This window comes from Granulicatella elegans (assembly GCF_020735385.1).
GTDB lineage: Bacteria > Bacillota > Bacilli > Lactobacillales > Aerococcaceae > Granulicatella > Granulicatella elegans_B.
In genome coordinates this window covers 1,376,711-1,389,312 of record NZ_CP085953.1, presented here as the reverse complement: position 1 = coordinate 1,389,312, position 12,602 = coordinate 1,376,711, and the positions used below count along the sequence as shown (strand labels likewise).

The 12,602-nt window shown below is 34.7% G+C and carries 13 protein-coding genes; all 13 read right to left on the bottom strand.

The genetic code is table 11. The features are described from left to right. Position 1 precedes the first annotated feature (1 nt). The gene (locus LK443_RS06925) at positions 2-547 is read right to left on the bottom strand and encodes a TIGR00730 family Rossman fold protein (RefSeq protein ID WP_227931210.1); all 546 of its coding nucleotides are present in this window, start codon (positions 545-547) and stop codon (positions 2-4) included. Positions 548-596: 49 nt separating this feature from the next. Further along, complete coding sequence (locus LK443_RS06920; RefSeq protein ID WP_227931209.1) at positions 597-1,376, bottom strand: inositol monophosphatase family protein; 780 nt, start codon at positions 1,374-1,376, stop codon at positions 597-599. Positions 1,377-1,393: 17 nt separating this feature from the next. Next, positions 1,394-1,663 carry a UPF0223 family protein gene (locus LK443_RS06915; RefSeq protein ID WP_227931208.1) on the bottom strand — a complete coding sequence of 90 codons (270 nt, stop codon included), beginning with the start codon at positions 1,661-1,663 and terminating at the stop codon, positions 1,394-1,396. Between the two features lie 76 nt (positions 1,664-1,739). Further along, a complete protein-coding gene (locus LK443_RS06910) occupies positions 1,740-3,119 on the bottom strand; it encodes an MATE family efflux transporter (protein WP_227931207.1) in 1,380 nt (459 codons plus the stop codon). Positions 3,120-3,245: 126 nt separating this feature from the next. Continuing rightward, the gene (gene lpdA / locus LK443_RS06905) at positions 3,246-4,652 is read right to left on the bottom strand and encodes a dihydrolipoyl dehydrogenase (RefSeq protein ID WP_227931206.1); all 1,407 of its coding nucleotides are present in this window, start codon (positions 4,650-4,652) and stop codon (positions 3,246-3,248) included. A gap of 76 nt (positions 4,653-4,728) precedes the next feature. After that, positions 4,729-6,312 (bottom strand): 2-oxo acid dehydrogenase subunit E2, encoded by a 1,584-nt coding sequence (locus tag LK443_RS06900; RefSeq protein WP_227931205.1) that lies wholly within the window; start codon positions 6,310-6,312, stop codon positions 4,729-4,731. A gap of 94 nt (positions 6,313-6,406) precedes the next feature. Beyond that, entirely contained in the window at positions 6,407-7,384 is a 978-nt protein-coding gene (locus tag LK443_RS06895; RefSeq protein ID WP_227931204.1) for an alpha-ketoacid dehydrogenase subunit beta, read from the bottom strand. A 2-nt stretch (positions 7,385-7,386) separates the two neighbouring features. Then, positions 7,387-8,493 (bottom strand): pyruvate dehydrogenase (acetyl-transferring) E1 component subunit alpha, encoded by a 1,107-nt coding sequence (pdhA, locus tag LK443_RS06890; RefSeq protein WP_227931203.1) that lies wholly within the window; start codon positions 8,491-8,493, stop codon positions 7,387-7,389. A gap of 314 nt (positions 8,494-8,807) precedes the next feature. Beyond that, positions 8,808-9,866: a DNA polymerase IV gene (gene dinB / locus LK443_RS06885; protein WP_227931202.1), complete on the bottom strand. Its 1,059-nt coding sequence runs from the start codon at positions 9,864-9,866 to the stop codon at positions 8,808-8,810. Positions 9,867-9,938: 72 nt separating this feature from the next. After that, positions 9,939-10,649, bottom strand: a complete 711-nt coding sequence (locus LK443_RS06880) for a B3/4 domain-containing protein (RefSeq protein ID WP_227931201.1) — start codon at positions 10,647-10,649, stop codon at positions 9,939-9,941. 11 nt (positions 10,650-10,660) lie between these two features. Next, positions 10,661-12,013 (bottom strand): DUF2130 domain-containing protein, encoded by a 1,353-nt coding sequence (locus tag LK443_RS06875; RefSeq protein WP_227931200.1) that lies wholly within the window; start codon positions 12,011-12,013, stop codon positions 10,661-10,663. 33 nt (positions 12,014-12,046) lie between these two features. Continuing rightward, the gene (locus tag LK443_RS06870) at positions 12,047-12,397 is read right to left on the bottom strand and encodes a thioredoxin domain-containing protein (protein WP_227931199.1); all 351 of its coding nucleotides are present in this window, start codon (positions 12,395-12,397) and stop codon (positions 12,047-12,049) included. Between the two features lie 12 nt (positions 12,398-12,409). Continuing rightward, on the bottom strand, positions 12,410-12,601 hold the full coding sequence (locus LK443_RS06865; protein WP_227931198.1) for a hypothetical protein: 192 nt from the start codon (positions 12,599-12,601) through the stop codon (positions 12,410-12,412). Position 12,602: the final 1 nt, after the last annotated feature.

The following is a 12,602-nucleotide window of genomic DNA, read 5'->3' as shown; positions in this document are numbered from 1 at the left end:
TCTAACGCTTTTCTAAGTTTTCAATTAATTTTTCAATTTCATCAAGTGACTTTGCAAAATAGATTTGATTTCTATCTTCCTGACTTAGTAAGTTTGTCGTCACCATATGATTAAAGAACGCTTCTAAATGGTCATAATACCCTTCCATATTGTAAAAAATACAAATTCCATTCGTTTGACCGACTCTTACCCATGAAACTATTTCTGCAATTTCTTCTAGTGTTCCAGGCCCTCCAGGAAGTGCAATATACGCTTCACTTAATTCAATCATCTTGTTTTTACGTTCTGACATCGTTTCAACAATATCAAGTTTTGTAATGTCTTTTTTTGCGATTTCACGATTCACTAAAAACTGTGGCATGACACCAATAACTTTTCCCCCAGTTTGCATCACAGCTGTAGCTACTATACCCATTAAGCCAGTATTTCCTCCACCGTAAACAAGAGTGTGATTCTTCAGCGCCATCCATTTTCCTAGTTCCTCTGTTCTTTCATCGAAAGTTGGACAATTACTTTGACTAGCATCACAATAAACTGCAATATTCATAAATTCTCCTTATAAAAAAGAGCCGTAAAATCTTACGACTCGATTATTATTATTTAAACGCTGCAATAATTTCTTCTGCAATATCTTTAGAACAGATAACTCCTGTAGTCTTTTTATTTGGTACTAAGAAATCAACTTCTTTTCCATCTACTGTACTATAGTGTAAATCTAATTCTTTTGCAATTACCATACCAGCAGCAATATCCCATGGTGCTAATAATGTTGATACATAAGCAACAGATTTTCCTAATACTACTTGAATATGTTCAATTGAAGAAGCTCCATAAGTACGAGTTACCATTGCTTTACGAATCATTGATGCTTCTTTTTCATTTGCTTCTAATAACATAAATCCGTTTACGTTAATAGAACTATCACCGATACTGTGAACTTCTGGTTTAGATAAACGACGACCATTGCAATAAGCACCGTAATCTTTAATACCATAAACAAAGCGGTCACGCATTACATCATAAATGTAACCTAATAAACCAACGCCATCTTTATATAAAGCAACCATAATCCCAAAATCTTCTTGACGTTTTACAAAGTTCAATGTTCCATCGATTGGATCGATTAACCATACATACCCGTCCATTGAAGTTAATTCGTCACCGAATCCTTCTTCTCCCATAATTTTATGTGTTGGGAATTGTTCACGAATTTTTGAAATTAAAAATTGTTCGATTTCTTTATCGACATTCGTAACTAAGTCATTACGACTAGTTTTTGTATCCACTGTAATTGATTCATCAAAGCTATGACGAATTTTATTTCCAGCCTCCATAATCCAATCATTGACTAATAAATGTGTCGCAAATAAATCCATAACTACCATCCTTTCTACTATTCCATTTTAATTCTTTTTGAAGCATTTTTGCTCATTTGAACGACACGGTATAAACTATATCCAGAAACCGATTCAAATTCTTTACCAAGTCTTTTTTCTTCACCAATACTTTTTACAATCGTTTTGAAATCTTTATATCGTTTGATAAATACTTCTGTTTCAATTCCACATTCATAAGCATCCTCTACTGCATTCCATAAAGAAATAACTGTAGACATTTCTTGGTGAGTCCAATCCAAGTCTAATGGATAACTATAATTTGCCAAATAAGTCCCTCCTCAAAAAGTACACTGATTAGTATACACCTTTTTCGTGAAAATAAAAAGGTATATCCCTCATTTGCTAATCTAAGTTAATGCGAATATACTTCCATTTTCCTGATTTAAATCTAAATAAAATAATGAGCCAACGAATAAATTGGTCAATAAATACTGCGTACCATGCTCCTGCTAGACCAAGGTAAAATATATTGACAAATACATAACCTAAACTAACTCGAATTAACACTGACCCTACAAAAATGGCAATCAAAGGCCAAACAGTATCCCCTGCTCCTCTTAGTGCACCTGAAGTAATTAATTGATGACTTTGAAATGGTTGAACGAACGCCACAATCGTTAAGGCAATCATGGTATTTCGAATAATTTCAGTGTCTGTGGAGTAAAATTCTGCTAAAGTTTTCGAACCAAAAAAGATAAATAGTGACATCCCGATGGCAATGACAAAACCTATTCGTTGACACATTCTTGTATACAACCTTGCCAATTGTTCATTTTTCGCTCCAAGAGATTGCCCCATTAAAGTGGAAGCTGTAATCCCAAAAGCTTGAGCAGGTGAATAAGTTAGATTTAAAATATTTAATGAAATTTGATGTGCTGCATAAACATTTGTCCCCAATCCAGAAACAATATTTAAAAATGAAATAATCCCCACTCTTAATGCTAATTGTTCTAAAGCTGTCGGCAATCCGATTCGAATTAAATCTTTCATCATTTCAAAACGAAATTCAAATTTTTCCTTAAAATCTAAATATAAAACACTCTTTTTAGATAACACATACCTTAAGTTTAACGACATCGCAATAACATTACTTAATGCTGTTGAAATCGCTGCCCCAGTTACTCCAAGCACTGGGAAACCAAATAAACCATAAATTAACACCGCATTTCCTAGTACATTTAAACTATTGGCGATTACATTATTCTGCATAGGAATTTTTGTTTCACCAATCCCACGCAAAGCGGCAGTCATCGTAAATGAAAATGATTGAAAAATAAATCCAAGCATAATCACTCTAAAATATCCTAACCCAACTTCAATAACAGAAGAATCTGCCCCTAAAAAGGATAATACATAGGAAGCTAATACAATCATTAACACTGAAATAGGAAGCACAAATCCTAGCATTGCTAGTAACATGACGTGTTTTAATACTAGGCTAATATTTTTATATTTCTTCGCTCCATAATAACGAGCAATGATGGCTGTTCCACCTACATTCAATGCTTGAACAAAACTTAATCCTAAAAATACGGGTTGGTTCGTCATTCCAACAGCAGATACTGCTTGAGCTGCATATTCTGGAATACGCCCTACCATCATCATATCAATCATTCCAAATAAAGAGCCTAATAACACTTCAATAAAAACAGGCCATACAATATGAAAAATATTCATTCTTAATTCTGTTTTATTAAACTTCTGATTTATCCCTTCTTCCATGCCTTCTCTCCTTCTTTTAAAAATTACACTCTATTCTATACCCATTAGAGAGGATGTGCAACTCAAAATGTTTTCGAAATACCAAAAAAAGACCGAGAAAACTCGGTCTTTCAAACGTAAATATTATTAAATATGAATTGGCATTCCTAATGCTAATTCAGCTGTATCCATAATTACTTCAGCTAATGATGGATGTGAGTGAATTGTTAGTGCGATATCTTCTGCATTCATACCAGCTTCAACAGCTAACCCTAATTCTGCAATTAAGTCACTTGCGTTTACCCCTGCTACTTGAGCTCCTACAATTACGTTGTCATCTTTTGTAGTAATTAAACGAACGAAACCTTCCGTTGCATTTAATGAAATTGCACGACCATTTCCTGCTAGAGGGAATTTAGATGCTTTCACTTTTAATCCAGCATCTTTTGCTTGTTGTTGTGTATAACCAACAGAAGCTAATTCTGGATCAGTGAAGGCAACAGCTGGCATTGCACGATAGTCAACAGCAACTGATTTACCTGAGATTGCTTCAGCAGCAATTTTACCTTCATAACTTGCTTTATGCGCTAATGCTGCACCAGGAACGATATCTCCAATTGCAAAAATATTTTTAATATTTGTACGTCCTTGATTATCTACTTTCACTAAACCACGTTCAGTCATTTCAACACCTACAACGTCTAATCCTAATTCATCAGTGTTTGGGCGGCGTCCTACAGCAACCATTACATAATCAGCAACGATTGATTGCTCTTTACCTTCTACTTCGAATTTCACGGTTACGCTATCTCCATTATCAACAGCTTCTTTAGCCATTGCAGAAGTAATAACTGTAACACCTTTTTTAGCGAAATCATCTTCTACTAATTTCACCATGTCTTTATCGAACATTGAAAGAATGCTTGGAGCACCTTCTAAAATTGTTACTTCAGAACCTAAGTTAGCATATGCGCCACCTAATTCTGAACCGATAACTCCACCACCGATAACAACTAATTTTTTAGGAACATCTTTTAACCCTAAACCACCAGTTGAATCAATCACACGTCCACCAAATTTAAAACCTTTGATTTCAATTGGACGGCTACCAGTTGCAACGATTGCATGGTTGAATGAATATGTTTGAGCAGAATCTTCAGTCACAACACGTAATGTGTGCTCATCTACTAAGAAAGCTTCTCCTCGAATGATTTCAACTTTATTTTTCTTTAATAAGTACTCAATACCAGAAGTTAATTTTTTAACAACTTGGTTATCTTTCCATTCTTGAGTTTTAGCAAAATCTAACACTACTTCTTTAGCAGTTACTCCGAAAACTTCAGAATGTTGAGCTTCTTGATAATGGTGTCCTGCAGAAATTAATGCTTTAGATGGAATACATCCAACGTTTAAACACACACCACCAATATATTCTTTTTCAATAATCGCAACTTTTTGTCCTTCTTGAGCTGCACGAATTGCAGCAACGTAACCACCAGGGCCGGCACCAATTACGACTGTATCTAGTTCAATAGCGAAATCGCCTACTACCATCTTTTTCACCTCTTAAAAGTTTTCAATAGTCATACGACGTATACCAAAGGGTTTACGTCGTACAACTAATTTATAATTAAGCTTCCATTAATAATAATTCTGGATCAGCTAATAAACGTTTTAATTCGTTCATTGCTTTTTGAGCAGTAGCTCCGTCCACGATACGGTGGTCGAAACTTAATGATAATTTCATGTTACGTCCGATTACGATTTCATCATTTTCGTTAATCACTGGTTCACGAACGATTGTACCTACACCTAAAATCGCTATTTCAGGGTAGTTAATAACTGGAGTGAACCAGCCACCACCTACTGAACCAATATTTGAAATTGTAATTGTTCCGTGTCCCATGTCAGCTGCAGTTAATTTACCTTCGTGAGCTTTAGCTGCTAATGCATTAATTTCATCAGCAATTCCGAACATGCTCTTAGTATTTGCGTCTTTAATATTTGGAACGAATAATCCTAAATCTGTATCAGTTGCAATACCGATATTGATGTAGTTTTTGTAGACAATTTCTTGTGTTGCATCATCAATTGAAGCATTTAATACAGGGAATTTTTTCATTGCTACTGCTAATGCTTTAACAACATATGGTAAGAATGTTAATTTAGTACCTTGTGCTGCAGCAATATCTTTGAATTTCTTACGGTGATCCCATAGTTTAGAAACTTCAACTTGATCATGTAATGTTACGTGAGGAGCTGTATGTTTGCTATTCACCATTGCTTTAGAAATTGCTTTACGCATTGGAGTTAATTTCACGCGTTCTTCACGTTCTGCTGAACCTACAAATGGTTTAGCTGGTTCTGCTTTAGCTGCTGATGCTGGTGCTGGAGCCGCTGCTGGTGCTGCTGCTTCTACTGCTGGAGCTGCAACTGGTGATCCACCAAAGTTGTCGATATCTTCACGAGTAACACGTCCACCTTTACCTGTTGGAACAACTGCTGTGATATCAACACCTTTTTCACGTGCGTATTGACGTACTGATGGCATAGCTAATACTAATTTACCTGGATTGCTTGCTGCTGGAACTCCTGTTGGTTGTGCTGGAGCCGCTGATGCTGGACTAGATGCTGGTGCTGTTGGAGCCGTTGGTGCTACAACTGGTGCAACTCCTTCTGCTGCGATTTCAACAATAACATCCCCTACATGTGCTACTGTTCCTTCAGATACTAAAACTGCAGTAATTGTTCCACTTACTGGAGATGGAATTTCTTCTACAGATTTATCATTTTGTACTTCAAATAAAATGTCATCTTCTGCGATCGTGTCGCCTACTTTAACATCAATTTTTACGATTTCACCTTCTGCAATTCCTTCACCAATATCTGGTAATTTGAATTGGAATACACCTGCTGCCGGAGCCGCTGGTGCACTTGCTGCTGGTGTTGCAGCTGGTGCTGCTTCTGCTGAACCAGAACCATCATCGATTACAACGATAATATCTCCTACACGTGCTACTGTTCCTTCTTGAACCTTAACTTCTAAGATTGTACCACTTACTGGAGATGGAATTTCCTCTACAGATTTGTCGTTTTGTACTTCAAATAAAATATCATCTTCTTGGATTGTGTCACCGACTTTAATGTCGATTTTTACGATTTCGCCTTCTGCGATACCTTCACCGATATCAGGCATTTTAAATTGGAAAGCCATACTTGTACATCCCTTCTTAATTTTTTACTTAAATATTCTAAAGAGCAAATCACCTTTGAAGGGCTTTTTGCTCTTTAGTGAATGAGTTTACGAATTAAAAATTGTAAGTTTCGCGAACTTTTGCTTCAATATCACTTGCATTGGGTAACCAGTCGTTTTCTGCTTGACCAAATGGGAAAATTGTATCTGGTGCAGCAACACGTCCGATTGGAGCTTGTAAGTGTAAAATTGCGCGTTCTGAAATTTCAGACATTACCATTGCGCCAATACCTGCTTGACGTTGAGCTTCTTGTACAACTACAACACGTCCAGTTTTTTGAACTGAAGCTAAAATTGTATCTAAGTCTAATGGAGAAACTGTACGTAAGTCAATAACTTCTACAGAAATACCTTCTTTTTCTAAGTTTTCTGCTGCTTTAACAGATTCACGAACCATAGCTCCGTAAGTAATAATTGAAACATCTGTACCTTCACGAGTTACAGCTGCTTTTCCTAATGGAACTGTATAGCTTTCTTCTGGAACTTCTTCACGGAATGAACGGTATAATTTCATATGTTCTAAGTAAACAACTGGATCATTGTCACGAATAGCTGAAATTAATAAACCTTTTGCATCATATGGATTTGAAGGAATAACGACTTTCAAACCTGGTGATTGTGCTACTAAACCTTCTAAGTTATCTGAGTGTAATTCTGGTGTGTGAACCCCACCACCAAATGGTGAACGGAATACGATAGGCATTTGACGAGTTCCACCCATACGGTAACGAGTACGAGCTGCTTGAGCCACAACACTGTCCATCACTTCAAATACGAATCCAAAGAATTGGATTTCTGGAACTGGACGGTAACCTTCTAATGCTAATCCGATAGCTAAACCACCAATACCTGATTCTGCTAAAGGAGTATTAAATACACGGTCTTCACCAAATTCATCTTGAAGTCCTTGAGTCGCACGGAAAACTCCTCCGTTTTTACCAACGTCTTCACCGAAAATTAGGACATTTTCATCACGTTTTAATTCTAAAGCCAATGCATCAGTAATGGCTTGAATCATTGTCATTTGTGCCATAATTATTTATTCTCCTTTGCTTCAAAGTAATCAATTTGTTCTTGGATAACGTTTGTTGGTTCTTCAAACATTGTCTTCAAGAAGAATGAAACTTTTTGTTTTGGTTGTTTATCAGCTTCTTTGATTGCTTCTTTAATTTCTTCTTTAGTTGCTTCAATAACTTCATTTTCTTTTTCTTCAGACCATAAGCCTTTAGCTGTTAAGTAGTTACGGAAACGAATTAATGGATCTTTTTTAGCCCATTCGTCTTGAATACCTTCTGGTTGGTAACGAGTTGGGTCATCCCCTGATAATGTATGTGGACCATAACGGAAACAGATTGTTTCAATTAATACTGGACCATTTCCTGCAACTGCATAGTCACGAGCTTTTTTAGTTACGGCATAAACTGCTAATGGGTCCATACCATCTACTTGAATACCAGGAATACCTGCAGCAACAGCTTTTTGTGCTAAAGTTGTAGCAGCTGTTTGTAATTCACGAGGAGTTGAGATAGCCCAACCATTATTTTGAATGAAGAAGATAGCAGGTGATTTGTATGCACCAGCATAGTTAATTCCTTCATAGAAGTCCCCTTGTGAAGATCCACCGTCACCTGTATAAGTAACGGCTACATTTTTCTTACCACGTTTTTGTAATCCTAATGCAACACCTGCTGCTTGAACATATTGTGCACCAATGATGATTTGTGGTGGTAAAGCTTTTAATGATTCTGGATACATGTTACCTGCAACATGTCCACGAGACCATAAGAATGCTTGTGATAATGGTAAACCGTGTTTTACTAATTGTGGTACATCACGGTAACCAGGTAATAATACGTCTTCTTTTTCAATTGCTTTAATTGAAGCTAATTGAGAAGCTTCTTGACCAGCTGTTGGAGCGTAGAAACCTAAACGTCCTTGACGGTTTAATGCTGTTGAACGTTCATGTAAAATACGTGACCATACCATATCAGTCATTAATTCGACTAATTCATCATCTGATAAATCAGGTACTAGATCTGGATTTACAACATTTCCTTCTGGATCTAACACTTGAACCATTTCAAAGTTCGTGTTATTTGGTGTGAAAAGTGCATCGAGATCGAATTTTTTCTTCGTTGCCATACTTTTTGTTTCCCCTTTTCTTTAAGAAATTGTGCTTCATAATAAAAATGAAGAAACAGAATATTATTTCTGTATCATTTCTATTATTTTCATATACTAATTTACCATGCTTTTTTTAGTTATGCAAGTAATTAAGTTCAAGTTTTAATTTTTATTTTTTGTGAATAGCATTACAAAAAATTCTTTATAAACAATACATTTATTTACAAAATTTTGTGCAATATTTTTAACATTTTTCATTTTTAATGAAAATAAATGAAAAATCTAGTTCAGATTCTGTGTTATATACTGTTCTAAAAACTGTATTAATCTTTTTAAAACAGTTTCACTTGTTCAAATAAATGATGCGTCTGTTCAAACTGAGAAACTGTCAGTCCAATTAAGCGTATTGATTCATTATTATACTGCTCCATCAATAAGTGATAGGCTTCTATAGCTAATTTTTCTTTACTCTGAACATAGGTTTCGAGTGTTTTACTTCTTGTTTTTGTTTCAAAATCACTTTGTTTTAATTTAATTGTAATTGTTTTTGCCGCAAGGTTATTTTTCTTTAACCATTTTGAAAGCTGTTCGGAAAATTGCTCAATGTATGATTGTAATACTTCTTCATCTGTTGTGTCTTCTAACAACGTTTCTTCTTTTCCATAAGATTTTCTTTCACGATACAATGTTAATTGATCATTGGATTTTCCTCTTACTTGTCGATACAGTGCTTCTCCTTGCTTTCCAAAAGATTCGATTAAATACTCTTTTGAACAATTCAGAATATCTTCCCCAGTAAATAATTTTTTCTGATGTAATTTTTGTGCAGTTGCTTTACCTACTCCGAAAAACTTTTCTACTGGCAAACTTTTTATAAATTCTGGAAATGATTCTTGGTCAATCACGGTAATTCCAGCAGGTTTTCTTTGACCAGATGCAATTTTTGCTAAAAATTTATTAAAAGATACTCCCACAGAACAAGTTAATCCTACTTCTTTATAAATAGCTTCTTGTATTTCTCGAGCAATCATCGTAGCAGAAGATTGATTCATCGTATTCTCAGTAACATCTAAATATGCTTCATCAATGGACATCGGTTCTACTAAAGGTGTATATCGATGAAATATTTCTCGAATTTGTAAACTTAACTCTCGATAACGCTCAAAATTCGGAGGAATAATGATTGCTTTTGGACATAATCGAATCGCCTTACTTGTTGGCATTGCAGAACGGACTCCAAATGCTCTTGCTTCATAAGAACAAGTTGCCACCACTCCACGTTGGTTTACTTTTCCACCAACAATAATTGGTTTTCCTCTTAACTGTGGATGGTCCATTTGTTCAACAGATGCAAAAAAAGCATCCATATCAATATGTAATATTTTACGCATTTGTTTCCTCCTTCCTTTTGTATTCCTAAACCATTGAAAAAGTGGCAGAACGGATGCTCTACCACTTTCCTATTATAATTCAACTTCGCTATTTTCAGGCGTTACAATTGAACTTACTCCTGTTACATTGAAGTACTCTTCGCAACGTTGTTTTAATGCTTCCATCGCAAGTGTTGCTCTTTCAGCTTGATCTTTTGTAACAGATTCCATTATAAGAACCGCATTAGTTGTTTCTTCTTGTAACATTGTTCTCTTCGCTTCTCTCCAATTCAAGCAACGACATACAGCTCCTTCATTATCGAAGTGGCAAATTTCACCTTCTAATGCTGGTGAATCTTCTTCAGCTCCTAATGGGAAGAAACTTTCTCCGCCTTTAGCTTTCCCTAATCGTAAATCTCCTTGGATTTTGTCTAAATCTTCTCCACCTAATGGAACAGCATATTCAATAGAAATACTATTATAAATATCTACTAATGGAGTAATCAAACGGAATGTATGTCCTTGAGACACACGTTTTAACAATGCTTCAATAGAAGAACGTGCTCCTTTTTTCGTTTTGAATTTAGAATAGGCTTGTCTCCATTGTTGAATGACAAAATTATCACTAAACACTTCTTCAGTAAAATGAACTTGAGCTTTTTTGCATGCTTCTTGTAAAATTCCTTCAAAATAAGGATCTTCTGTTTCATCTACAGTATTATTAATCCCTTTTAATACTAATACATTTACTTGACCTTCTGGAAATAATTCCCAAAATTCTGGTTCTACAATAAATTTTGTCATCTTCCATTCTCCTATTCTAATTCTTCAAATCTCTGTTTCATTGTTGCATTATTTTTGACGAGTTTTTTAACCGTCAAATCATTTGCTTTATTATTCGCTAATCTTAAATTATTTTCAGATGATAACAACGCATCTTTTGTTTTTTGTAAATGAGAAATTGTTTTATCAATTTCATCAATGGCTGTTTTAAATTTCTTACTCGCCAATTCATAGTTTTTAGAAAAGGCTGTCTTAAATGCTAGCAAGTCTTCTTCAAAATGTGTGATATCTAATTGTTGCTCTTTCATTTGCGCTAATTCTTGTTTATATTTTAATGAATTTAACGCTGCATTTCTTAATAGTGTAATGATTGGAATAAAGAATTGAGGTCTTACAACGTACATTTTCTCATACATATAGCTGACATCCACAATTCCATTATTGTATAGTTCATTATCTGCTTCTAATAAAGAAACTAAAATCGCATATTCACAATTCTTCTCATGTCGATCTTTATCCAATTCTTTAAAGAAATGTTCATTTTTCTTTTTCGTTGCTGTTTGATCATTTTCATTTTTCATTTCAAACATAATCGATAAAATTTCATTTCCAAAATCATCATATTCTCGGTAAATATAATCGCCCTTACTTCCTGTTTTAGCATCATTATCTTTACCAAATTCTGCTCTTGGAAAAGCCGTCATTCTTAATTGGTTAAATTGAATCTCACAATGTTGTTCCAAACTTTCACCGACCATTTTTGTCGATTGTTTTGCTTTAAAATCTTTATAAAAGGCAATCGTTTCGTCTTTTTGACGTAATTCTAATTCATATTTTTCTTTTAAAGCAGCTGCTTGAACTTCTTGCTCTTTTTCTTGCAAATGATTTTTCGCTTCTAAATCAGCAATAACTCGATCTTTTTCAGCAGATAACTGCGAAACTCGCAAGGCTTCTTTTGTTTCTTGTGCGTCAATTTTTGCTTGAAGAGATTGAATGAATTGTTCTTGCTGCGTAATTTTTTCTTGATATTGCTGAGTCAATTCTTGTTTTGAAACCACTTGTTCTTGTTGAAGTTTAGATAATTCCAATTCTAATTTATGTTTTTCTTTTTCAACTTTAACTTCCGTTTTCTGACTAGCCTGTTTTAACTCTTGTTCTAAGAGAGCAATTTGTTGTTTATAATCTGATAATTTCTCTTCAAAATGAGATTGAGCTTGTTGAGATTTTAACTGTTGTTCTGTTTCAAATTGTTTTTTTGCGAATTCTAATTGTTGATGAATTTCTTGTGTAAATTCTTGATTACGAACTTGACTTACAATATCTGCATAAGAATGTTCATCAATGGTAAAAACCTTTTGACAGTGCGGACATTTAATTTCGTTCATACAATTCTCCTCCTCTTTCAAATTAAAATAGTCTTATTTATTAACGAATGCAACAATATCTTCTACACTAATTGATGAATCGCAAACTACACGAGCCTCTCCACCTTTAGCCACTAATAAACCTGGTACTGTTGGAATACCATATTTTTGGCGGAAAGCTTGAATCTCATTGAGTTGTGTCACATCTTCGCTATTGACAAAAATAGCTGATTTATTTAAAGCTTGGCGTGCTTCATTCATTTTTGGAGCAAAGCGACGGCAATAGGGACAAGTTGGACGTCCGATAAATAACACTACTTCTTCTCCACTTGAAATGAAGCTTTCTACTTCGTTAATTGATTTATTTTCAAATTTTTCCACTGCTTCAAAAAATTCTTGTGACATATTCATTTCTCCTTATTTTGGATTAATATCCTTATATTTTTTTCTTAAATAAATTAATCGTGTGATAAACCCACCGAGCATTCCAATCGCTACTCCACCGATTAATTCTTGAATGATAATTCCTATTCCAATCCCAATTAGAATTGCTACTAACATGATAGCATTCAGGACATTTAGTTCTTTTAATTTTTCTTTAGAATCCATT